The 23,497-nt window shown below is 44.9% G+C and carries 17 protein-coding genes and 2 tRNA genes; 12 read left to right on the top strand and 7 right to left on the bottom strand.

Going from position 1 to position 23,497, the window contains the following annotated elements; genetic code table 11:
* Positions 1 to 38: 38 nt before the first annotated feature.
* The 4 genes from carB (at position 39) to B0180_RS09895 (ending at position 5,609) form a co-directional block, all read left to right on the top strand.
* Complete coding sequence (carB, locus tag B0180_RS09910) at positions 39 to 3,275, top strand: carbamoyl-phosphate synthase large subunit (RefSeq protein WP_078256753.1); 3,237 nt, start codon at positions 39 to 41, stop codon at positions 3,273 to 3,275.
* 283 nt (positions 3,276 to 3,558) lie between these two features.
* On the top strand, positions 3,559 to 4,035 hold the full coding sequence (greA, locus tag B0180_RS09905; RefSeq protein ID WP_078256752.1) for a transcription elongation factor GreA: 477 nt from the start codon (positions 3,559 to 3,561) through the stop codon (positions 4,033 to 4,035).
* A 16-nt stretch (positions 4,036 to 4,051) separates the two neighbouring features.
* Complete coding sequence (locus tag B0180_RS09900) at positions 4,052 to 4,414, top strand: SirB2 family protein (RefSeq protein ID WP_078256751.1); 363 nt, start codon at positions 4,052 to 4,054, stop codon at positions 4,412 to 4,414.
* A gap of 283 nt (positions 4,415 to 4,697) precedes the next feature.
* Positions 4,698 to 5,609 carry a LysM peptidoglycan-binding domain-containing M23 family metallopeptidase gene (locus B0180_RS09895; RefSeq protein WP_078256750.1) on the top strand — a complete coding sequence of 304 codons (912 nt, stop codon included), beginning with the start codon at positions 4,698 to 4,700 and terminating at the stop codon, positions 5,607 to 5,609.
* Between the two features lie 120 nt (positions 5,610 to 5,729).
* Here B0180_RS09895 and B0180_RS09890 read toward each other — a convergent pair whose 3' ends face one another.
* Together B0180_RS09890 and B0180_RS09885 are read right to left on the bottom strand one after the other, a co-directional pair.
* Positions 5,730 to 7,034 (bottom strand): peptidylprolyl isomerase, encoded by a 1,305-nt coding sequence (locus B0180_RS09890; RefSeq protein ID WP_078256749.1) that lies wholly within the window; start codon positions 7,032 to 7,034, stop codon positions 5,730 to 5,732.
* Between the two features lie 139 nt (positions 7,035 to 7,173).
* A complete protein-coding gene (locus tag B0180_RS09885; protein WP_078256748.1) occupies positions 7,174 to 9,966 on the bottom strand; it encodes an LPS-assembly protein LptD in 2,793 nt (930 codons plus the stop codon).
* 291 nt (positions 9,967 to 10,257) lie between these two features.
* Between B0180_RS09885 and B0180_RS09875 the strand changes: the two genes are divergently transcribed.
* The 6 genes from B0180_RS09875 (at position 10,258) to B0180_RS09850 (ending at position 14,788) form a co-directional block, all read left to right on the top strand.
* Positions 10,258 to 11,295 (top strand): aminoglycoside phosphotransferase family protein, encoded by a 1,038-nt coding sequence (locus B0180_RS09875; protein WP_078256747.1) that lies wholly within the window; start codon positions 10,258 to 10,260, stop codon positions 11,293 to 11,295.
* Complete coding sequence (gene murU, locus B0180_RS09870) at positions 11,292 to 12,005, top strand: N-acetylmuramate alpha-1-phosphate uridylyltransferase MurU (RefSeq protein WP_078256746.1); 714 nt, start codon at positions 11,292 to 11,294, stop codon at positions 12,003 to 12,005. The genes B0180_RS09875 and murU overlap by 4 nt, the downstream gene beginning before the upstream one ends.
* A gap of 236 nt (positions 12,006 to 12,241) precedes the next feature.
* Positions 12,242 to 12,317, top strand: a tRNA-Val gene (locus B0180_RS09865).
* Positions 12,318 to 12,321: 4 nt separating this feature from the next.
* A tRNA-Asp gene (locus B0180_RS09860) sits at positions 12,322 to 12,398 on the top strand.
* 156 nt (positions 12,399 to 12,554) lie between these two features.
* Positions 12,555 to 13,796: an alanine racemase gene (gene alr, locus B0180_RS09855; RefSeq protein WP_078256745.1), complete on the top strand. Its 1,242-nt coding sequence runs from the start codon at positions 12,555 to 12,557 to the stop codon at positions 13,794 to 13,796.
* Between the two features lie 80 nt (positions 13,797 to 13,876).
* A complete protein-coding gene (locus B0180_RS09850; RefSeq protein WP_078256744.1) occupies positions 13,877 to 14,788 on the top strand; it encodes a bestrophin family protein in 912 nt (303 codons plus the stop codon).
* Here B0180_RS09850 and B0180_RS09845 read toward each other — a convergent pair.
* The 5 genes from B0180_RS09845 to ppsR all read right to left on the bottom strand — a co-directional run bounded on the left by B0180_RS09845 (position 14,785) and on the right by ppsR (position 19,574).
* The gene (locus B0180_RS09845) at positions 14,785 to 15,921 is read right to left on the bottom strand and encodes a M15 family metallopeptidase (protein WP_233424973.1); all 1,137 of its coding nucleotides are present in this window, start codon (positions 15,919 to 15,921) and stop codon (positions 14,785 to 14,787) included. The genes B0180_RS09850 and B0180_RS09845 overlap by 4 nt on opposite strands.
* Positions 15,922 to 15,967: 46 nt before the next feature.
* Complete coding sequence (locus B0180_RS09840; RefSeq protein ID WP_078256743.1) at positions 15,968 to 16,546, bottom strand: SH3 domain-containing protein; 579 nt, start codon at positions 16,544 to 16,546, stop codon at positions 15,968 to 15,970.
* Between the two features lie 161 nt (positions 16,547 to 16,707).
* On the bottom strand, positions 16,708 to 18,276 hold the full coding sequence (gene sthA, locus B0180_RS09835; protein ID WP_078256742.1) for a Si-specific NAD(P)(+) transhydrogenase: 1,569 nt from the start codon (positions 18,274 to 18,276) through the stop codon (positions 16,708 to 16,710).
* 34 nt (positions 18,277 to 18,310) lie between these two features.
* Positions 18,311 to 18,676 (bottom strand): DUF4377 domain-containing protein, encoded by a 366-nt coding sequence (locus B0180_RS09830; protein WP_078256741.1) that lies wholly within the window; start codon positions 18,674 to 18,676, stop codon positions 18,311 to 18,313.
* A 31-nt stretch (positions 18,677 to 18,707) separates the two neighbouring features.
* Entirely contained in the window at positions 18,708 to 19,574 is an 867-nt protein-coding gene (gene ppsR / locus B0180_RS09825) for a posphoenolpyruvate synthetase regulatory kinase/phosphorylase PpsR (protein ID WP_049237780.1), read from the bottom strand.
* A 301-nt stretch (positions 19,575 to 19,875) separates the two neighbouring features.
* On the opposite strand from ppsR, the gene ppsA reads away from it, so the two are divergent.
* Positions 19,876 to 22,251 (top strand): phosphoenolpyruvate synthase, encoded by a 2,376-nt coding sequence (ppsA, locus tag B0180_RS09820; RefSeq protein ID WP_049237781.1) that lies wholly within the window; start codon positions 19,876 to 19,878, stop codon positions 22,249 to 22,251.
* Positions 22,252 to 22,332: 81 nt separating this feature from the next.
* Positions 22,333 to 23,484, top strand: a complete 1,152-nt coding sequence (locus B0180_RS09815) for a mechanosensitive ion channel family protein (RefSeq protein ID WP_078256760.1) — start codon at positions 22,333 to 22,335, stop codon at positions 23,482 to 23,484.
* The last annotated feature ends 13 nt before the right edge of the window (positions 23,485 to 23,497 follow it).

Raw genomic sequence — 23,497 nt, 5'->3', positions numbered from 1 at the left:
ATTTTAATAAACCAAATTGAGATAAAAAGAGAGTAAACATGCCAAAACGTACAGATATAAAGTCCATCTTAATCATTGGGGCAGGTCCAATCGTCATCGGACAAGCTTGCGAATTTGACTATTCAGGTGCGCAGGCATGTAAAGCCCTAAAAGAAGAGGGCTACCGAGTGATTTTGGTGAACTCAAACCCAGCCACCATCATGACTGATCCTGCGATGGCGGATGCCACGTATATCGAACCGATTACTTGGCAGACCGTTGAGGGGATTATTGCCAAAGAGCGCCCTGATGCCATTTTGCCAACAATGGGCGGTCAGACAGCGCTTAACTGCGCACTTGATCTTGATAAGCATGGCGTGCTTGCCAAATACGGCTGTGAGCTGATTGGCGCTACCAAAGATGCCATCGAAAAAGCGGAAGATCGTGAGCTGTTTGATAAAGCGATGAAAAAAATTGGACTTGAATGTCCGCGTGCCGATATTGCAGAAACCATGGAGCAGGCACTTGAGATTCAAGCGCGTTTTGGCTTCCCTGTGATTATTCGTCCTTCATTTACCATGGGCGGCTCTGGCGGTGGTATTGCCTATAATCGTGAAGAGTTTGTTGAAATTTGTGAGCGCGGATTTGATTTATCGCCAACGCATCAGCTGCTTATTGATGAAAGCTTGATCGGTTGGAAAGAGTACGAAATGGAAGTGGTGCGTGATAAAAATGACAACTGCATCATTGTCTGCTCTATCGAAAACTTTGATCCGATGGGTGTGCATACAGGTGATTCCATCACAGTTGCCCCTGCGCAGACTTTGACGGATAAAGAGTATCAGCTCATGCGTAATGCATCGATCGCTGTATTGCGTGAGATTGGCGTCGAAACGGGCGGCTCAAACGTACAGTTTGGTATTAATCCTGAAAATGGTCGCATGGTCGTCATCGAGATGAACCCTCGCGTGAGCCGTTCATCGGCATTGGCATCTAAGGCAACAGGTTTCCCGATTGCCAAAATCGCCGCCAAGCTTGCTGTCGGTTATACACTTGATGAGCTTAATAATGACATCACAGGTGGTAAGACGCCTGCCAGCTTTGAGCCGTCGATTGACTATGTTGTTACCAAGATTCCACGCTTTAACTTTGAAAAATTCCCACAAGCTGAAGAAACGCTTACCACTCAAATGAAATCTGTGGGCGAGGTGATGGCGATTGGTCGCAATTTCCAAGAGTCCATGCAAAAAGCATTGCGAGGTCTTGAGACGGGCGCAACAGGTTTTGATGAAATTTTAGAGCTTGAGGGTAAATCAGCTGAAGCCATTGAAAGCGAAATTAAGAACCGCTTAAGCATCCCCACGCCAGACCGCATTTTTTATATTGCCGAGGCGTTTCGTCATGGCATGAGCTTGGACGATGTCTTTAAATACACTAAAATTGATAAATGGTTCTTGGTACAGATCCAAGATATCGTAACAGTTGAAGCACAAATCAAAGCGCTTGGCTTTGGCGGCTTGACTGCTGAAAATCTGCGCCAATTTAAGCGTAAAGGCATGAGCGACTTGCGCATTGCTAATCTGATGGGTATCAGCCAAAAACAGCTGCGCAAACAGCGTTGGGATTTGGGCGTGTATCCTGTCTATAAGCGCGTAGATACGTGTGCTGCTGAATTTGAGACGTCGACTGCCTATATGTATTCAAGCTATGATGAAGAGTGTGAAGCGCGTCCAAGTGACAAAGACAAAATCATGGTCATTGGTGGTGGACCAAACCGTATTGGACAGGGGATTGAGTTTGACTATTGCTGTGTCCATGCTGCTTTGGCAATGCGAGAAGATGGCTATGAGACCATCATGGTCAACTGTAATCCAGAGACTGTCTCAACCGATTATGACACTTCTGATCGCTTGTATTTTGAGCCTGTCACGCTTGAAGATGTGCTTGAGATCATTCGTACCGAAAAACCAAAAGGCGTGATCGTGCAGTACGGCGGTCAAACTCCTTTAAAACTTGCACGTGCCCTAGAAGAAGCGGGCGCTCCAATCATCGGCACTAGTCCTGATGCTATCGATCGCGCCGAAGATCGTGAACGTTTTCAGCATATGATTCATCAGCTGAATCTGAATCAGCCGCCTAACGCGCTGGCTACCAGTAGCGAAGATGGTATCGTTAAGGCACAATCAGTTGGCTACCCTTTGGTGGTGCGTCCATCATACGTATTGGGCGGTCGCGCGATGGAAATCGTATATAATGAAGATGAGCTAAAACGCTATCTGCGCGAGGCAGTCCAAGCATCCAATGAAGCGCCAGTGCTGCTTGATCGTTTCTTGGATGATGCCGTTGAAGTGGATGTTGACTGTGTATCGGATGGCAAAGAGGTGGTCATCGGTGGCATCATGCAGCACATTGAGCAAGCAGGTGTGCACTCAGGTGACTCAGCGTGCAGCTTGCCGCCATACTCATTGAGTGCAGACATTCAAGACCAAATTCGTGAGCAAACGATTGCGATGGCAAAAGAGCTTGGCGTGGTTGGATTGATGAACGTGCAGTACGCCATCAAAGACAACACCGTGTATATCCTTGAGGTCAATCCACGTGCTAGCCGTACGGTGCCTTTTGTTTCTAAGTGCATTGGCGCTTCTTTGGCTAAGATTGCAGCACGTTGTATGGCGGGTAAATCGCTTGCTGAGCAAGGATTTACCAAAGAGATTGTACCAAGTCATTATTCAGTCAAAGAAGCTGTTTTCCCATTTGCCAAATTCCCAGGTGTGGATCCGATCCTAAGTCCAGAAATGAAATCTACAGGCGAAGTGATGGGTGTCGGCAAGACATTTGGTGAGGCGTTCTACAAGGCGGTGATTGGGTCAAATGAGCGCCTGCCTGGTCTGCCCGTTAATGGTGAGATTAAAAAGGCGTTTTTATCGGTGCGCGACAGCGATAAGAAGAACCTGCCTTCAGTTGCTCAGCAGCTGCTTGACTACGGCTTTAAATTGGTCGCTACAGGCGGTACGCAGCGCGTACTTGCTGAGGCAGGCATTGAGTGTGAGCGTATTAATAAAGTCAATGAAGGGCGCCCGCACATTGTGGATATGATCAAAAATGGCGAAATTCATTTGGTGGTCAATACCACTGAAGGTAAGCAAGCCCAAGAAGATTCTTTCTTGATTCGCCGAAGTGCCTTGCAAGCCAAGATATTCTATGTCACTACCATCAGTGCGGCACAAGCGGTATGTAAAGCCTATCAAGTCACTTTGCCGTTTGATGTTTATAAGCTGCAAGATTTGCACGCTTAAGAAGGGTTTTGAAACAAATTTGTTCAAGCTTTCATATTGGGCAAATTTGTTTTGCTTGGCATAACTGTGTATTTGCGCTTTAGAGCATTTGCCAAATTGCGCTTGCATTTTTTCTAAAACTCAGTACAATACCTAAGTAAATCTAATTTAACAAAATCTTGCCAGATGTCGTATTTGGCAAGTTTTTTTACATTCTTAATATTTGTATTTAAATGATTTTTTGAGTTAATGTTTAATGAATTGACTTAAATTGATTTAAATCATGAGCATTGAAAGGAAAATTATGCAACGCTATCCAATGACGCCCGAAGGGCACAAAGCGCTTGAAGATGAGCTAAAACAGCTAAAAACCGTTGAGCGTCCGCGCATTACCACAGCGATCGCAGAAGCGCGTGAGCATGGCGATCTCAAAGAAAATGCCGAATATCATGCCGCACGTGAGCAGCAAGGCTTGTGCGAAGCGCGCATCAGAGATATTGAAGCCAAACTTGGCGGCGCTCAAGTCATTGATCCGACTAAACTTCCCCAAGATGGTCGTGTGGTTTTTGGGGTGACTGTTGTGCTTGAGAATATGGATGACGGTGCTGAGCGCCGCTATAAAATTGTTGGCGATGACGAAGCGGACTTTAAAATAGGTAAAATCTCAGTCAACTCTCCGATTGCACGTGGTCTGATAGGTAAATCTGAAGGTGATGAAGCCAAAATCCAAACCCCTAGCGGATTGGCTGAGTTTGAGATTTTACAAGTCATTTATGCTTAATCATTAGAGCGTGTTTATGAAACATTTACATATGCTTTTGGCGATCATTGTGCTATTGATTTTCATATTTCAAGCACTGCCCATGTTTATGGGTAAAGCGCCAAAAGTGTCAAATGCCATCAAAATCTTAAACCATGTCTTCTACACAGCGGTTGTCTTGACTGGATTGGTGCTTTTTTGGCAGATTTATCAGGTTGCAGGTGTTCAGCACTGGGCGCTTGCCAAGTTGGTTTTGCTGATTGTTGCTGCATCTGCCACCATTAAGGCTCAGCGCAATTGCGCCAATGCACCATCTCAAGCCAAAGCAGGATTGATCATTGCTTGTGTGGCTTATGTCGGCATTGTCGTGTTGGCGATCACTAAGCCAATGCTATTTTGATGAAATTTTAAATTAATCTGGCTGCGTATTTAAAACGGCTGAAGCTTTTCAGTCGTTTTTGTTTTTTGGGGATTGTTGGCAGAGATTATTTGAACGATTTATAAAATGCCTTGGCGTAGTTGATTAATAATTCTTAGGCAAAAAAAATTGACAAAAAAACACAAAAGCTCAGGTATTGTGGGTTTTGTGTTAACTTATCCCATGTTACAATAGGGCATTTGTCGTTTCAAATTTGGGCAAAATGATTTGCCAAATCTGCTTAATCAATCATCAGTACTGGAGTATGACTGTGACGATAATAATCAATTCACAAAACCAAAGACCCATCAAGCGCTTGGGCTTGGTTTTTGGTGTGATCACCACTTGTATTTTGGCGGGATGTGCCAGTAAGCCAACTTATAACAGTGCGTCAAGCTCAGGTGGTTCAGGGATGGGTTCGCAAGTCATCACAGACAGTAAGGGTGTGCCAAATCGCTATCAAGTCAAGCAGGGTGATACTGTCAGTAAGATTGCTCAGCGCTATGGGCTAAATTGGCGTGAGATTGGGCGCATCAATAATCTTAATAGCAGTTATACCATTTATACAGGTCAGTGGCTAACTTTATGGTCAGGTGATATCAGAGCGCGTGAGCGCAGTATCAGATCTGGTGCGACTACAGCTAGCACACCTGCACCCGTGGTGACTCAAAGCAGAACGCCAGTTCAGCAGCGTCCCGTGGTACAAGCCCCCACGCCGACCCCGCCTGTGGTTCAGCAGCCGGCGCCAGTTGTCCCAACTGTAACAGAGGCGCCATTCGCTACTGGTAGCTCAGGCGTGATGCAGTTTCGCTATCCTGTTGGCACTACCAATCCAGTGGTACGACGCTTTGGCACGGCGACAGTGGCTGGCTCAACCGTCACCAGTAATGGCATGTGGTTCTCTGGACGAGATGGTGATGCAATCAATGCCAGTAATGCAGGGACGGTGATCCAGGCTGATCGCAACATGGATGGAGCCAGTATCGTGATTCAGCATACCAATGGCTTTGTGTCCAGCTATATTCATATCAAAGACGCTCAAGTCAGCGCCGGCGATACGGTGCGCACCGGTCAGCGCATTGCAAGCATGAAAAATCAGCCAAGCGGCGCAGCGCTATTTGAATTTAGAATTTCTAGAAATGGCGTTTATGTTGATCCATTGACAGTGCTTAAATAGCTGTCAGATGCCAGGCTAACAGAAGTATTGAAAAATCCATCAGTTAGCCTTGCTAAAACTGCTAAGATAATTTTAATGACCTTAAAAAATACCGAAGATTCAATCTTCGGTATTTTTTATTTATTCGTAAATTTTGATATAAGCGCTTGAGCGTAACTCTTGTAACCAGTCTTCTTGAGCCTGTGGGGCGCGTCGCGAGAACAGATATTCGCGCGCAGCGTTACGACGATATTGCTCAGTGACATCATGTTGTCTAATGTCATTGACTTTTAAGATATGCCAACCAAATTGTGAGCGAAATGGGGTAGAAAAATCACCCTGTGCAGTATTTTTCATCACAGCTTCAAACTCTGGCACCATGTCGCCTTCATTAACCCAGCCCAAACTGCCTCGCTGAGATGCTGAACCTGTATCGTCTGAATAAGTCGCTGCCAAAGTTTCAAAATCAGCGCCTTGCTGTAATTGCTGATAAATGGCATTGATTTTTTGTTCAGCGATACCGCTGCTTTGATTATCATCAATTCGAGCTAAAATATGGCTGGTTTGCCATTCTGGCACGATGACTTGGTTTTGCTGTTGTTTATTTATTACTTTGACAATGTCAATACCGCTTGAGGTAACGATCGGCGCCGATGTTTGTCCGATGTCTAGCTTATCTACTTCGGCAGCAATGGCTGGCGGTAGGGCAACCACATTGATCAATCCAGTATCAGCACCTTGAAGCTCAGGGGTGTAGTCACCACGAGTATTTTGCATGGCTTGATCCAAATTCATACCAGCGTCTAAAGAGGATTTAACACGCTCAGCAACCAAAGCGGCTTGCTGGCGATTTTGTTCGTTCGCGGTATTGTCAAGATAAGGCACACGAATGTGCAAAAGGCGATACTGAACTTGGTTTAAACGCGCTGATTCAGGGCTCTTTAAAAACGCGTCAATCTGATCGTCGGTAATGCGAACGCGGCTTTGAACCTGATTTTGCCACAAGGCTTGCATGGCAGCATCTTGAATCAGGCTTGCGCGTAAGGCGGCATAACTGCCTGAACGCTCAGCATCCAGCTTAGATTGAAGTTCTGCCAAATTATTCAAGCCTTGAGACTGAGCAATTTGTAGTAACTGCTGATTGATCACAGTATCATTTGGAACGACGCCGGCACGATTAATGAGGGCAAGCTGAAGTTTTTCATTAATTAGCTCATCCAAAGCTAGGATTTGTGCTTGATCTTGGGTGACACTGCCACCATTTCTTTGGATTTCGGCTGCTACCATCTCAGTGGCTTGATTAAGCTCACTTTTTAAAATGATTTCATCATTGACAACAGCCACAATGCCGTCATTGCTATTTCCGCTGATTGATGCTTGTGACACAAGGCTTGCGCAGCTGATCACAGCAGCGGTTAAAGCTTTGATGATAAATTTACCTTGCATTGGATAATCCTTAATTGTGAATAATAAATATCAGCCTAAATGAGTAAAGTTTAGCATTTGTCTGTCTTAGCGTCAAACCACGCCAAAAACTTGCTGATAATTAATGTTAATTTAAACTGTTTTTGGCATGACTGCATACTTAATAATCGCGCTGCCAAGCATTTTGGACTTGATCGTAGCCCATAACTTTCTCGCTCAAAAGTCGATTCAAGCGACCACCGCCACCGATGCCATTTAGGCGAACTTCTGCCATCACTGCCGTATTTGGCGATAAGTGCGGATTGAAGGCATCTCGGTAGCGTCTTGCATAGATCGATAAGCCATAACAGCAGTCTTCATAATTAAGACCTACCAAAGAATCCATGACATAATCTAGGTTATAGTCGTATTGTAGCTGCCCCATCACACGCCAGCGATTATTGATCGGAAAAACGGCAGAAGCGGTATATGCCGATAGGGCGGCTTGATTAAACGCACGATTTTCTTTTCTTTCCACAATGCCCAAATTGAATAATTGACGATCACTCGGCTGATAGCGGATTTGTGCCACAATGCTACTCAAATCATAATTGGTTCTAAATGAGCCTGAGGCATCAAGCCATAAATTATCTTTAGGTTGCACGCTGGCTTGCCACGCCAAACCAGAGCTTCTGCCGCTATAGTTTTCGCTGTCATCAATACCAACGCGCGTGTCATCCAATAAGATCTGTTCTGCAGCGCCACCTTCAAATCGTGTCCGACCCGTTTGGTCTATATAGCGATAGCTGATCGCAGGCGTGATGGCGTGTAAGTCTTGAATACGGTCGTGACCCAAAAACCAGCTATTGGTTAAAAGCTGCTCATAGCTAAGCTGCGCAATTTTTGTCTCAAAATTTGGGATGTTTTGTTGGTCTTTGAAAGGGGTGTAAGTATAATGCAGTCGCGGTGTCAATACTTGGTAACCGCCTGCATTTTGACTCATGCCAAATGGCGCGCCAGCTTTTTCAAAGAACAGTCCAGCATCCAAGCTGACCGTTGGTGCAAACACCGAATAGCTGCCGTCTTGCTTGGTGAGATTTTGGTCGGCTAAGCTGTCTTCATCATAGCTGGCGTACAGATGCGTCAAGCTAAGCTTAGGTGTGAAATAGCCCCACGAGCGCAGCAGTGGATAACTGGCTGTGAATTGATTAAATATTCTGCCGCCGCTTTTTTCTGGTTCAGAATTATCTTCAATGGATTTTTTGAAATAGGCTGAATTGTGAATGCCGCTTAGCTCAAGACCGCTGGGCGTGCCCATCCAAGTACGAGGCAAGCGATAATTGACTGACAGCTGTGGTAGGCGCGCATAGGGTCTGTCTTTGTCTGTGATTGGCGTACCATCTAAGTTAAAGCCATCCAAGCGCTGAAAATCTTCAAATCTTAAATCAGCTGAGACATTTTCATCCAAAAAGCTTGCGCCAACGCGTCTTGGGAGATTTAGCTTGGTGGTCTCAATGCCTAAAGTATCAAAATCTGATAAATAACTGGCATCAGAGACATATTGATATTGTGCGTAAGTGGTGATTTTATCAAACTGCTTGGGCTGCCAGGTGTGATCAAATCTGACTTGGCTACGGTCTTCATGATCATATTGACGATCTTTTGGAAGATAGGATGCGATCAAGATGCCCGATCCATAATCTTGGGTCAGATAACGAAATTCACCCGTAAGCATGGGGTTACGATTGGTAAATACAGTCGGTGTGATGGTTGCATCATAATTAGGTGCCAAATTCAGATAATAAGGCGCGCTGATCTCAAAACTGTCTGATGTGCCAAATCCCGCTGATGGTAACAAAAATCCAGAAGAGCGGCGGCTGTCGATCGGGAAATTAAAGTACGGCAAGTAAAATACGGGCACTTCTTTGATGCGCAGTGTTGTATTTTTGGCGATCGCACGACCTGTGTCGGTATTGATATCAATGCTATCAGCATCCAAATACCATTTGCGTTCTGTTGGTGGGCAGGTTGTGAACATGACATCTTGAAGCTGATATTCGCTACTGCTGACCTTGTCCATTTGACTGGCGTAACCGTGCGCGTTAATGGTGGTACTTGCAAAAGCAACATCTTGCGCGACTGCTGTTTGTCCGTCCGTACGGTATTTCAAGTTTTCTGCCACACCGATAATGCCAACACTGTTATCGCTTGCGCCGCCATCACTAAACTGCACTTGACCTGAAGCAATGGCTTGTCCTGTTTGAGTATCTAAGGTGAGCTTGTCCGCCATCACACGCTGACCGTTTTGTTCGACAATGACATTACCAGACAGTTCAGCATAGGTTTGGGCATCATAATAGCCATAATCTGCTTGAGCAAAAATACTGCCTGCTGCAAGCGGATTGCCATTTTCATCCAGTCTTGGGGCAACGGGGCCATTTGTACGTGCAGCTTGGTGGATTGGCTGCATCCACACACCTTGACAGCGAGCATCTGAGCTGGGTTTTGCGTGATAGTTTTCGGCTAATTTGGCTAAGCTTCTGCTGGCAGAGAGCGTAGCATGCTCAGCAGGTGGCTTAGCGGTCTGTGAATTTGTATTATCTGGCTGACCAGCAAAGGCATCCAGCTGGCTGATTTCATGACTGCTTTGGCTTTTTTGATCATCAGTTTGCTCGGCTGCTTGCTGTGCGATGACCTCAAGATCGAAGCCATCAAAAGCATTTGTCGCCCCATCAATACTTTGTAGATCGGCATCTGGATCGGATGCAGTGATAGGCTTGGCATCTGGTGCATAAGGCAAATCTTCTTTGCTGATGTCACTGTCTGCGCCAACAACTGTGAGTGAACGACTGGTATTGATCTCTGCATAAGTTGGCATCACAAATGGCAAACTGGCTGCACCAAACAGCGCATAACGGATGGCGGCAGTCAAATACGCTTTTGACTTTGAGCGATGGTGGCGAGCGGTGTGCATTGAACCAGTAGAAAGAATACGAGAGCGAATCACAGCTAAACCTTACAAATTAATATAAAATTTTTGCTATTTTACACCATTCTCAGCATTTGGTGCGATTATTTTATCGGTTTTGTGGATGAAATTGCAATCACAGTGTGGTCATATGCTTGATAGAGCGGTCAATTTTTTGATTGAGTGTTTTAAGAATATGTTTGTCAAATGCTTGATTATTTTCCATCAGGATACTGGTTTAAACCACCAAAATCCGCTAAACTGTCACTTTCATATCACCAATAGTTGAGAAAATTTATGAGCGATGCGCGCCACACTCAGATGATGGAGTTTTTGAATGCAAATTTGGCAACCGGCTTTCGTGTGGAGAGCTTGCCAGGAGATGCCAGTTTTCGTCGCTACCACCGCATTTATTTACCGATGAGTGGTGAGGCGGGCAGCCGCGAGATGACGTATCTATTGATGGATGCACCGCCTGACAAAGAAAGCATCCAAGAGTTTATCCACGTGGCGGACATCATGAGCGAAACGGTGAATGTGCCTGACATCGTGTCGCGTGACGAAGCGATGGGATTTTTACTTTTGCAAGACTTTGGGGTGGTGGAGTTTGCTCACGCGATCGCCAAAGATGCTGATAAAAAAGATGACTATTACACCAAAGCCCTAAAGACGTTGGCTCAGCTGCAGACGATTGAGGGCGCTGATTTGCCTATGTACAGTGACGAAAAACTCGCTCAAGAAATGGCGTTGTTCAGTGAGTGGTTTTTGCCTTATTTGGGCGTTGAGCTGACTTATGAGGGTGCTCAAAAATGGCAACATCTGAAACAAACACTCATCACACAGATCAGCAAGCAGCCCAAAGTAATCGTGCATCGTGATTACCACAGCCGTAATCTGATGATGGATAAAGGCAGCGATCATCTTGGCGTGATCGATTTTCAAGATGCGGTGATTGGCGCTTATACTTATGATTTGGTCAGCCTAGTGCGAGATGCATATATTGATTATGATGAAACATGGGTTGAAAAGCGCATTCATGAATTTTATCAATTGATCAAGCCTAGCGTTGATTTGGGAACATTTATTTCACAAACGAATATCATGGGCGTACAGCGTCATTTGAAAGTTTTGGGGATTTTTATTCGCTTATCAGAGCGTGACGGCAAGCATCGCTACCTTGATAATATCCCTAAGGTGATGCACGACTTGTTATCTGAGCTGTCTTGGCTATCTGAGCGTGGTAATGAGTCAATCTATGGTGAATTTATGGCGTGGCTGAAAGTAAATGTGCTACCATCTTATCGCGCTAAGTTTGGATGCTCGGAGGGGGTATGATTGAGCAAGCAATGATCTTAGCGGCAGGCAAGGGCACGCGTATGCGCCCATTGACGCTGACGAAGCCTAAGCCGCTGATTCCGGTTGCCGGCAGGCCATTGATCGAATGGCACATCGAGCGCTTGGCGGCGGCAGGCGTACGCCGTATTGTCATCAATGCCGGCTATCTGTCCGATGTGCTATTGACAGAACTAAAGGCGATGAATTTGTCTGAAAAATTCGGTATTGAGATTTTGCTTTCTGTTGAGCAGGGTGAGCCACTTGAGACTGCCGGCGGTATCAAGTTTGCTTTGGATCAAGGCTTGCTGCATGATTCGCCATTTATTTTGGTTAATGGTGATGTTTGGACGGAGTTTGAGTTTGATCAGCTGCTAAGCCATCAGCTTGATCACAGGTTGGCGCATCTGATTTTGGTGGATAATCCTCAGCATCACCCTGAGGGCGACTTTGGATTAATCAAAGACACAGTCACCCTAAAAAGTGATGGTCATAGCGCATTGACCTTTGCAGGGATCAGTGTGATGTCACCTAAGATGGTAGCATCATTAGATCAAGGGCAGATTGCACCGCTAGCACCGTATTTAAAATCCGCCATTAATCAGCAGTTGGTGAGTGGTGAGCGGATCACCGATCAATGGATGGATGTCGGCACGCTTGATAGGCTCGCTGAAACCGAAGCATACATTCAAAACAAATATGGTAAAAATTAAAAATTAACCCATTAAATATCAATCACTTATAAACTTTATCCAAAATATCAGGTAATTTCACCCAAAAAGCATTTGACACTGCTGTGAAATTCTATATAATACGCACCACAACGAACGAACACAGTGAGACATCACTCACTCAGTCGTTTAAGAACTTAAAATGTTGATACCTTGACACCGTATCGAATCTTTTTCTTAAGCACAGTAAACTGTTTAAAGAAAAAAAACACATTTTAGGGTGGTTAGCTCAGTTGGTAGAGCATCTGCCTTACAAGCAGAGGGTCAGCGGTTCGATCCCGTTACCACCCACCATATTGCAGCGGTAGTTCAGTTGGTTAGAATACCGGCCTGTCACGCCGGGGGTCGCGGGTTCGAGCCCCGTCCGCTGCGCCATATCTCAAAATCCCAAGTCTTTATGGCTTGGGATTTTTTGTGTTATCAATAAAAATATCAAAACTGCTTGCGATGTATGAATTTTTGTTTAAAATAACACAGCATCTATTTTGCATGAATGTCTTATGATTTGAATGATTTAAGGATGAAATTGTGATGAAATATTCTTCATTAAAACTTGCCATAGTCACTGCTTTATTTGGGCTAAATGCCGTCAGTATCGCACAAGCTGCACCGATTTTGCAGGCGCATCAAGATTATCGTTATGCCAATCACGCCAAAGCTAATGCTTGGCTTGAAATCGATGTCAAAGCGTTTGAAAATAATATCACGCGCTTACAGCACAATTTATCCGATTCAACCAAAATTTGCGCCATCATGAAGGCGGATGCATATGGTAATGGCATTGATTTGTTGATGCCAAGTATCATTAAGCTAAACGTTCCTTGTATTGGCATCGCAAGCAACGAAGAGGCCAAAATTGCGCGTGCACATGGCTATCAGGGAGTGATTATGCGTGTGCGCTTGGCAAGCACAGATGAGGTTAAGAACGCATTGGGATATGATGTCACTGAGCTTACAGGTAGTCTAGCTCATGCCCAAGCGCTAAATGAGCTCGCTGCAGCAAATGGTAAACAGCTTAATGTGCATTTATCGCTTAACAGTGGCGGCATGGATAGAAATGGTCTGGATGTCCAAAACTCCCAAGGCAAAGCCGATGCGCTTGCCATTACGAAGTTATCAGCGCTGAAACTGACAGGTATTATGACGCATTATGCTTTTGAAGAAGAGGACTTTGTGCGTGAGCGTTTGGCTCGATTTAATGAGCAAAGCGCTTGGCTGATAAATGAAGCAAAACTGGATCGTAGCCAGTTGACGTTACACACTGCCAATTCCTTTGCGACCATCACTGTACCCGAAAGTCATTTGGATATGGTTCGTCCAGGCGGGCTGATTTATGGTGACACGATTGATGCTAAGCCTGCGTATCAGCCGATCATGAGCTTTAAGACCAAGGTGGCAGGCGTGCAATTTTATCCAAAAGGCTCAACAGTGGGCTATGATGGCACGCATACCTTGCAGCGCGACTCCTATTTGGCGAATCTGCCTTTTGGTTATTCAGATGGATATCGGCGTGCATTCACTAATAAAGGCGTGGTACTGATTGGCGGTATGCGCGCGCCAGTATTGGGCAAGGTATCGATGAATACGACGATGGTGGATGTGACAGATATTATCGCTAGGCAAGCTGTTAATATCGGTGATGAGGTGGTGATCTACGGTCGCCAAGGCACGGCGCAAATCAGCCAAGGTGAAATTGAAGACATTAATGATGCTTTGTTGGCGGATCTTTATACCATTTGGGGTAACTCAAATCCTCGCGTGATTAAGCCTTAAAAGGGTAAATGGCACAAGATGCGCAATGGTAAATTGTCCTGCTTGACCAGATTATCCCATATTCAAATCAGGAGAGCGCTGTGATCGTCCGAGATAAATCAAACAGTCTAAAGCTGCTATTTGTGTGGCGTGGCACGGTTCTACCCAAAGTGCTGCCAACAATACTGGGCATCATGGTGCTGTCTTTGATCGCTGGCTTTTTGGCGCAATTTCAGTGGTATTATGTCGCTACCGTGCCTGCAGTTGGTTTTACGATGTTTGGTGTTATTATCTCCATATTTTTGGGATTTCGTAATAATGCCTGCTATGATCGATGGTGGGAAGGTCGTAAGCTGTGGGGTGCTTTGGTGGCTAATACGCGCCATCTAAGCCGTGATAGCCACTTTTTGGCACAGAGTGAGCGTGAATCGCTACTGTATCAGATGCTGCTGTTTGTGGCGACGCTTCGTGATCGGTTGCGTGGGCAAAATATCGAGCGATCACAGTTTGGCTACACCAATATTGATGATCATTATTTGGATTGGCTTGATCAGCAGATCAATGCGCCGCAGCGAGTTTTGGAGGCGATGCAAAAGCAATTGATCCAATCGGTTCAACAGGGTCAAATCAGCGACATCATCTATATGACCATCCAAAAACACGTGATTGAGATGGGTAATATTCAAGCAGGCTGTGATCGCATTCATGGCACACCGTTGCCATTTCCTTATTCGGCGCTACTGCATCGGGCGGTTTATTGTTTTTGTTGGGCGCTGCCTTTTGGTTTACAATCCGCGATGGGTTTTTGGACGCCTTTATTGGTCGGGTTTATTTCTTATTTATTGCTTGGGCTAGATGAGCTGGCAAGGCAATTAGAAGAACCTTTTGGTTCTGACCATCATGATTTGGCGCTCGATACGATGGTAAGAATGATCGAGCGTGAAACCTTAATGCTGATGGATAAACCACTGCCTAAGCCATGGGAGATTGATAAAAACTTTAATATGAGCTAGTTGTTTTGCTCAATTTTTGGGTTATGAAAGTCACCTTCGGTGTTAGGCGTCATCTTATGACCTTCATAAGAGATGTAGGGCTTAGGTCCTAAGGGTGGCTTGGTTAGTACTGGCGGATTTGGATCTGAGTACTGCTCTGGCGGATTCAGATCAGTTTGTGCAAGATATTGAGCATTTTGTATATTTTGCTGAGAATCTTGTGGATATGTGACTTGGCAGGCATTGATACTGGTCACATAGGTCATTAAATCCCCTGACTGGCGAACTGCTTCAGAACCCTTGACGCCTTGGGTTAGTACAGTCTCCAAAACCATTGGATTGCTGATTTGGGCGAGATACCCATTAGCGACTGGTAGATATGACCAATGCCAAGGCTCAGGATTGTACCCATGCTGGCGATCGGCACCATAGGTTTGGCAAAATCCAAATTTAGGCGCATTATTTTGCAGCCACTCATAGACCTTTAAGCCCTCTTTAGACTTCCAATAAGCCAGCTCGACGCTATTAAAGTCCACATCGGTACCCCAATGATGGCGACTTGTCCCTGGAAATGAAGACCATTTTAAGATATCTTTAGCTTTATTGATGTCATTATCCGGATGCTTGCCCCATTTATTCTCCCAAATTTGTCTTTGTCTTTCATAAGAGCGAAATGCCGAGACGACGCTAAGCTTAATATTATCAGCTTGTGCAGCCTGAATCATAGTGATCAATGGGTTATAAACTTCAGGATGAATTTGTTCGGGCTTTGAGGTGTATTTTTTTGGAATGGGCACCAGTTTGATTGAGCTTTGATTAAAGACGCCATGAACTTCTTGCAGGCGAATTGGTTTGGATGTCGTAGGATCCAAAGGCTTGGTCAATTTGTTTGTCTCAATTGGCTGATTGGTATAAACCACTGGCTGGACTTGATTGGAGCTGACTGTGTGGAGCTGCTGAAGCGTTTGAGGCTGTGCAGATGCGCTCCTTAAAATATGCTTTTTGTTTTCAGCTGTCTGATTTTGCTGATAAAACTGATAGCCAAAAACAGTCATGCCCAATGAGCCAAAGACAATTAAAACCCAGCCCTTCTTATTCAGACGGTTGGGTTTTTTTGGATTTTTGAGGGTATAACTTCTTTTAGGAGGCATCATGACTCAAATATCTAAAACCCAAGCAATGTTAGGCTTGGGTTTAAAATTAATACTGCAAATAAGCACCAAAGCTATACCCAGTTAATCCAGCAGCATCTACAACTTTTACCCAGCAGCCATATAGACCATTAATGGTTTGGCAGTTGGTTGTTTCACCAACGACCCAGATATCTTCGCCGTCATACAAATAGCCAACTTTGCGTGCGTTGCGATTTGGTGCACTACGAACCATGACATTGCTGCCATGCTGTGTCAGGACATAGGCGCGTTTACGGACAACTCGTTCGCTGACTTGTGGCGCTGGTGCAGGCTTAGGTGGCAAAGGTGCCGCTTGTGCCATGGCATTGGGATCTTGAGTCTGAGGAGTCTGAGGCATCTGATTGGGCTGCATGGGCATCTGCTGCTGATTTATGATTGGCTGCCCATACTGATCGTATTGCTGCACAGGCTGCTGACCATTAGGAATGACAGGCTGAAGATCTTGCACTTGTGGCTGCTGCGCCGTTTGTGGGGGAGGTGCTTCATCTTTTAATATTTCGCGGGCGACGCCTTTGACAACATCATCACAAGCGGTCAGTAAAGCTGCCCCTGTCAGCAGGGCTGCTACTAGGATTTTACGCTCCATGGTATTACCTTTAAGCTGTTTAGATTATTAAAAAATTGTTATTTTTATTCTATAATAAATCAACAACCATTTCAATTGGTAATAAAATGTATTTTTATGTTAATTCACCAATAAAAAAACAGCCGATCATTATCATCGGCTGTTTTGATTTTATTAGTAAGCTAAAAAATTCGGTTCATCCCATTAAGAGCGGCGACACGATAGGCTTCTGCCATTGTGGGATAGTTGAAAGTTGTATTAATAAAATACTCAAGCGTATGACCACATTTCATCACTGCCTGACCGATGTGAATGATCTCAGAAGCGTGGTTACCATAACAATGAATACCAAGTAGCTCAAGCGTCTCGCGGTGGAATAGAATCTTTAAAACGCCTGAGCGTTCGCCAATAATCTGCGAGCGCGCCAAGTGCTTAAAGAATGCCTGTCCGACCTCATAAGGAATTTTTTCTGCCGTCAGCTCAGCTTCAGTCTTACCGATACTAGAAATTTCAGGAATGGTATAAATGCCGGTCGGAACACTATTGACAAATTCAGCATCCTCATCACCCACCATAAATCCTGCAGCGTTACGCCCTTGATCGTAGGCTGCTGAAGCCAAAGATGGCCAGCCAATCACATCACCAACGGCATAAATATGTGGTACGCTGGTGCGGTAAGTTTTGTCCACTTCAAGCTGACCGCGGCTATTAGCGGTGAGTCCAACGGCCTCTAGGTTTAAGCTGTCGGTATTGCCCGAGCGACCATTACACCATAAGATGGCATCAGATTTGATTTTTTTACCGCTTTTTAGATGTAATACTACGCAGTCGTCGTGTGTCTCAAGGTGATCAATTTCTTCGTGGTTGCGAATGCGTACGCCAAATTGTCGAAAGTCATGACTAAGCGCATCGGAGATTTCTTCGTCTAAGTAGCTTAAAAGCTGCTCTTTATTATTAATCAAATCAACCACATAGCCCAAGCCTGTAAAAATAGAAGCATACTCACAGCCAATGACGCCAGCGCCATAGATGATGATTTTGCGTGCCACATAGTCCATTTGTAGAATTTTGTCTGAGTCAAAGACACGCGGATGATTAAAATCCAAAATATCAGGGCGATAGGGGCGCGAGCCAACTGCGATCACCGCCTGATTAAAAGTAATGGTCTTGGTCGGTTCGTGATCACTGGTGTACACTTCTAATGTGTGCGCATCAACAAAACTTCCCCAACCATGGATGACTTGAATTTGGTTACGCTCATAAAACAGCTTGTGCGTATTGACCTGATGGCGAATGACTTCACGCGCGCGGCTTAATACTTTGCTTAGTGGGACTTGATAACTGTCTTTGGTTTGCTTAAACAAAGGGTCGCGGCGAAAGTTAATGATATTGAAGACAGACTGACGCAGCGCCTTACTTGGGATCGTGCCTACGTGCGCGCAATTACCCCCAACTTGATCACGCGGATCAATCACTGCAACGCGATGCCCAGATTTGGCAAGTTTCATCGCCGCCGCTTCACCAGCAGGACCTGCGCCAAGCACGATGGCATCGTATTCATAATTGTGCTTGATTTTGTTTTTATGAGGGCGATTTAGACCGACGCGCTGACCATCTAAGGGGCTGATGAGACTAGGATGGATGTGATCGTGCTCAACATGCTCAAAAGTTTGAGATTTTTTTGTTTGGGTAGGGGCTTCGAGTAAAGCAACTGGGTCAGCATCTTGGGTGGTTTTAGGTTTTTTTGACATAACTAATCCTTAATAATTGTTCTAATAGAGCTTTTTAATTGATCGTTTGGGATAAAATTTCTTCTAATTGCCAAGTGCCTGTCGGTGAGTTGGTGCTCTTTTCAAATTCTTGGCTGACGCGAATCTTATAGCGAACGCCCAGTTTTGGCTCAAAGCCTTTGATGGCATTAAACCCAATGCCAAAAGTGTCGCTGTCAGCACTGCCTGCAGGCTTGACCATTAAGCACTGCATGGGTGATGATGAGTCACAAGATGTACGCAGTGGCAGCACTTCAAGAATTTGACTATTAGCAGTGACGATCTGTGGCGCCTGATAAGGGGCGGGTTTTGGCGGCATGGTCTGACATGCTGCTAAGCCAGCTGAGATGATCAATAACATGATCGGAAGTTTTTTTGACATAATTTTGCTCGATACTATTAATCAATGATTCTTAAACACCAATGCGCCGCTTTAGACCCGTAATTTGTAAAATGCGGGTGGCAATCTCTTCAACAGACATCTCAGAGACATTCAGATTAGGGATTTTTTGGCTACTATAAATGGCTTGAATGGCTCTTTGCTCTTCTTGACATTGAGCCAAGCTTGCGTAGCGGCTACCAGCTTTGCGCTCTTGACGGATGCGTACGAGGCGCTCTGTGTCGATGGTTAAACCAAAAAGTTTGTGGTGATATGGCTTTAAAGCTCTTGGCAACTGACTGGTGTCCAAGTCTTCTTCGGTTAGAGGGTAGTTGGCGGCACGGATGCCATATTGAAGCGCCAAATATAAAGAAGTGGGCGTCTTGCCTGAGCGGGATAATCCAATCAAAATAATATCGGCGCCGTCATAGTGATTGGTACGAGCGCCGTCATCATTATCTAAAGCAAAATGCACCGCATCAATGCGCGCTTTATAATCATCTGAATCAACGCTGCTGTGCGCCATGCCAGCGTGCGGATTGGGCTTATGATTGATTTCGGTGGCGATACGATTGATCAAACCTTCATAGATGTCCAAATTGTGCGCATCGGCAGCATTAATAATTTCACGAATCTCATCTGAGACAATTGTGTCAAAGACCAACGGACGCAGACCACTGGATTCATAAGCTTTATTAATACGCTGAACTGCTTCACAGGCTAATAAAGGCGTATCAACATAAGGGATGACCTGAATGTCAAATTCCACATCGCTAAACTGACTTAGCAGTGATTTTCCTAGGGTTTCGGCGGTGATCGCTGTGCCATCAGAAATAAAAAAAGCGCTTCGGATGTTTGACTGTTTTTCTTGTTGAGCAGGTGTGGGAGTGTGGACGTACATGTCTGTGCTTCATTATTTGACCAAAACAAGTGTTTTGTCATTATAGCATAAAAAAGCCATTTTGCACGCGATGGACAAGCGAACTTCCCAGAGGATGTGCAGAATTTTTAGGGTTTACATTTTTATAATTTATGGGTATATTTTTATTATGAATAAATAGATAAATTGATTGAGAATTGCAACATTTGTCGCTATAATCGCTAAAAATATCTCAAAGCCTTTGGCATCATTTCTTTGACGAGTAAAAAAAGGAATTGGAATCATCTGTGCCAAAGTTTTTGTTCACCAATCGGAGCTAACTATGAACAAGCAAGTCATTGCCTTTAATCAACTTGGTAAAAATGACGTTGAAATCGTCGGTGGTAAAAACGCCTCATTGGGCGAGATGATCAGCCATTTGGGTAACTTGGGTGTGAATGTACCTAATGGTTTTGCGACCACGGCAGAGGCATTTAATCGCTTTTTGAATGAAACAGGTTTGCTTGATAAGATTAATGCCGAACTCAAAGGTTTGGATGTTGATGATGTCGATTTATTAACCCAAACAGGCGCCAAAATTCGCGGTTGGGTCATCGAACAAGAACTGCCAAAAGATTTAGAAGATGAAATTCGTACTGCTTTTGCAGAATTGTCAAAAGGTGAAGATATCGCCGTCGCTGTACGTTCATCGGCAACTGCTGAAGATTTGCCAGATGCCTCATTTGCAGGTCAGCAAGAGACTTTCTTGAACATTCGCGGTATTGATAATGTGCTGATCGCCATTAAGGAAGTCTTTGCTTCATTGTATAATGACCGTGCCATCGCTTATCGCGTGCACAAAGGCTTTGAACATGCAGGCGTTGCGCTGTCAGCTGGCATTCAGCGTATGGTGCGTTCAGAGACGGGCACCTCTGGCGTGATGTTTACGCTAGATACCGAGTCAGGCTTTAATGAAGTGGTATTCATTACAGCAAGCTATGGTTTGGGTGAGATGGTCGTCCAAGGTGCGGTCAATCCTGATGAATTTTACTTGTCAAAAGTTTTGATCGAACAAAATCGCCCCGCGGTTGTACGCCGTAATTTGGGCTCAAAACAAAAGAAAATGATTTATGGTGATGAAGGTAGCACCACCAAGTCTACCAAAATCGTTGATGTCGATAAAGCTGAGCGCAATCAATTTGCTTTGAGCAGCGAAGAGCTAACCCGCTTGGCAAAACAAGCCATGATCATTGAAAAGCACTACGGCTGCCCAATGGATATCGAATGGGCAAAAGATGGCGATAGCGGTGAAATCTTTATCGTACAGGCACGACCAGAAACGGTTAAATCTCGCCAAGACAAAAATCACATGGAGCGCTATGTGATCGACTCAAAAGGTGCCAAAGTTCTGACGGAAGGGCGCTCGATTGGTCAGCGCGTCGGTAGCGGTAAAGTGCGTATCGTCACCAATTTAAATGAAATGAGCAAGGTTCAAGATGGTGACGTCTTGGTCTCTGACATGACTGATCCTGATTGGGAACCTGTGATGAAGCGTGCTTCAGCGATCATCACAAACCGTGGCGGTCGTACCTGCCACGCAGCGATCATCGCGCGTGAATTGGGCGTGCCTGCCATCGTCGGTTCGGGTAATGCCACCGAAGTGCTCACCGATGGTCAAGAAGTCACCGTATCTTGTGCAGAAGGGGATACTGGTTTTATCTATGAAGGTCTTTTGGATTATGAAGTGCAGCGCAACTCAATCAGCACCATGCCTGAACTTGCCTTTAAGATCATGATGAATGTGGGCAATCCTGACCGTGCTTTTGATTTTGCACAGATTCCGAACCAAGGCGTGGGCTTGGCTCGACTTGAGTTTATTATTAACCGCATGATTGGCGTGCACCCTAAAGCTTTGTTAAATATTGACACGCTACCACAAGAGACCGTACAAGCTGTTCAAGAGCGTATGGCGGGTTATAATTCTCCTGTTGAATTTTACATCAATAAATTGATTGAAGGCATCTCAACTTTGGCGGTGGCATTCCGTGATAAGCCTGTCATTGTGCGTATGAGTGACTTTAAATCGAACGAATATGCCAACTTGATCGGCGGTAAGCTGTACGAGCCTTCTGAAGAAAACCCCATGCTTGGTTTCCGCGGTGCGAGCCGTTATGTATCGGATAATTTCCGCGACTGCTTTGAGCTTGAGTGCCGTGCGCTAAAATATGTGCGTGATGACATGGGCTTGACCAATGTTAAGATCATGATCCCATTTGTGCGCACCACTGAAGAAGCAAGACAAGTCATTGAATTACTTGAGAAAAATGGCTTAAAGCGCGGTGATAACGGTCTTGAAATCATCATGATGTGCGAGCTGCCAACCAACGCTGTACTGGCTGACGAATTCTTAGAATATTTTGATGGATTTTCAATCGGCTCAAATGACCTAACTCAGCTGACGCTTGGTCTTGACCGTGATTCAGGCATCGTATCTCATTTGTTTGATGAGCGTGATCCAGCAGTCAAAAAAATGCTAAGCTTAGCGATCCAAGCTTGTAATAAAGCTGGTAAATATGTCGGTATCTGTGGTCAAGGTCCGTCAGACCATTCTGATTTGGCCTATTGGCTGATGGAGCAAGGCATTGACTCGGTATCTTTGAATCCAGATTCGGTGCTAGATACTTGGTTCTTCTTAGCGGATGAAAACAATAAGCCTTAATTGTGATTGATGATAAAACCCTTAAGGTATCTGCCTTAGGGGTTTTATGCTTATTTTTAATTTTTTAAGCCCATGTATTCGATGACAAAGCCTAAGATTGCTGAGTTCTTTGAAAGAACACTACAAGAGCTGTATCAAAATATCTACCAACTGTTCGGCGGGTCATTGGATGATCAGACGCTGACTTTGGCGCACATCGGCTTGTCAATATTAAGCACCAGTCTCAAAATCATCATTTTGCTTTTGCTGGTGGGGTTTATCTATTGGTTTTTGGTTTATACCGTCAAAACCGTGCGCAAGTTATTTGGTCTGCCTTATCGCTATGCACGCATCGCACGCGCAACTTTGCGGTATTTGTGGTTTATGACCAGTTTGCTTGCCGTGATGTCGCAAATTGGCGTTACCGACAATACTGTGACAGCCACAGCCAAAGCAGCGACATGGGCGGGGTTTTATTATGTGCTTTGGGCGCTAAGCGGTCAAATGGTCAGCAGTGTGTTAAAGCATTATGATTTAAACGCCTCCATTGAGCAGCTCTTAAAAAACTTATTGCTGGTCATCATATTGGCGCTTGCTTTTGCCACAGTCATGGCAAAATTTGGCTTCGATATATTTTCCATTGTGGCAGGTCTGGGTATCGCTGGTCTTGCTGTTGGTTGGGCATCTCAAAGCACCCTTGCAAACTTTATCGCTGGAATTGTGATTTTGGTTGAGCAGTCGTTTCAAGTTGGCGATTGGATTCGTTTGGGTGAAAAAGAAGGACGCGTGGTCAAAATCTCCTTACGCGCCACCCAAATCCTTGACCGCGATAATATCATTATCATCATTCCAAACTCGACGGTTGCCTCATCTGAGGTGGTGAATTTAACGTCCAAAAAAATGATCCGCTTTGATGTCAAAACCCGCATTGGCTTGCATGCGGATATCACAGCAGCCAGAAGCGCGATCATCAAGACCCTTCAAAAAGATGAAGTAGTCTTGAAACATCCTGCGCCGCTTGCGACCGTATCAGACATTGGTGAGTCGGGCATTCATTTGATAGTGCGTTTTTGGGTGGCGCCGCTGTCTGTCGCTCGAATCCCGATTATTAAAGAAAATATTAATGAAAAAATCAAGCGAGCACTTGATGAAGCAGGCATTGAAGTACCATTCCCATATATGAGGCTGATCATGACCGAAGATGGCGATCAAGTACAGCGTCTGAAATTTGATGATGAGGAACAAAAAAGTTAGGCATTGAGGACCA

Origin of the sequence: Moraxella canis (genome assembly GCF_002014965.1) — a bacterium.
Taxonomy (GTDB): Bacteria; Pseudomonadota; Gammaproteobacteria; order Pseudomonadales; family Moraxellaceae; genus Moraxella; species Moraxella canis.
Note: the sequence above shows the minus strand (reverse complement) of the source record. Positions and strands in the feature narration are given on the sequence as shown.

What these genes read in the sequence shown, in the direction of transcription:
- carB (WP_078256753.1), top strand. Translation starts at nt 39, where the DNA reads ATGCCAAAACGTACAGATATAAAGTCCATCTTAATCATTGGGGCAGGT.
- greA (WP_078256752.1), top strand. Translation starts at nt 3,559, where the DNA reads ATGCAACGCTATCCAATGACGCCCGAAGGGCACAAAGCGCTTGAAGAT.
- B0180_RS09900 (WP_078256751.1), top strand. Translation starts at nt 4,052, where the DNA reads ATGAAACATTTACATATGCTTTTGGCGATCATTGTGCTATTGATTTTC.
- B0180_RS09895 (WP_078256750.1), top strand. Translation starts at nt 4,698, where the DNA reads ATGACTGTGACGATAATAATCAATTCACAAAACCAAAGACCCATCAAG.
- B0180_RS09890 (WP_078256749.1), bottom strand. Translation starts at nt 7,034, where the DNA reads ATGCAAGGTAAATTTATCATCAAAGCTTTAACCGCTGCTGTGATCAGC.
- B0180_RS09885 (WP_078256748.1), bottom strand. Translation starts at nt 9,966, where the DNA reads ATGCACACCGCTCGCCACCATCGCTCAAAGTCAAAAGCGTATTTGACT.
- B0180_RS09875 (WP_078256747.1), top strand. Translation starts at nt 10,258, where the DNA reads ATGAGCGATGCGCGCCACACTCAGATGATGGAGTTTTTGAATGCAAAT.
- murU (WP_078256746.1), top strand. Translation starts at nt 11,292, where the DNA reads ATGATTGAGCAAGCAATGATCTTAGCGGCAGGCAAGGGCACGCGTATG.
- alr (WP_078256745.1), top strand. Translation starts at nt 12,555, where the DNA reads ATGAAATATTCTTCATTAAAACTTGCCATAGTCACTGCTTTATTTGGG.
- B0180_RS09845 (WP_233424973.1), bottom strand. Translation starts at nt 15,921, where the DNA reads ATGATGCCTCCTAAAAGAAGTTATACCCTCAAAAATCCAAAAAAACCC.
- B0180_RS09840 (WP_078256743.1), bottom strand. Translation starts at nt 16,546, where the DNA reads ATGGAGCGTAAAATCCTAGTAGCAGCCCTGCTGACAGGGGCAGCTTTA.
- sthA (WP_078256742.1), bottom strand. Translation starts at nt 18,276, where the DNA reads ATGTCAAAAAAACCTAAAACCACCCAAGATGCTGACCCAGTTGCTTTA.
- B0180_RS09830 (WP_078256741.1), bottom strand. Translation starts at nt 18,676, where the DNA reads ATGTCAAAAAAACTTCCGATCATGTTATTGATCATCTCAGCTGGCTTA.
- ppsR (WP_049237780.1), bottom strand. Translation starts at nt 19,574, where the DNA reads ATGTACGTCCACACTCCCACACCTGCTCAACAAGAAAAACAGTCAAAC.
- ppsA (WP_049237781.1), top strand. Translation starts at nt 19,876, where the DNA reads ATGAACAAGCAAGTCATTGCCTTTAATCAACTTGGTAAAAATGACGTT.
- B0180_RS09815 (WP_078256760.1), top strand. Translation starts at nt 22,333, where the DNA reads ATGACAAAGCCTAAGATTGCTGAGTTCTTTGAAAGAACACTACAAGAG.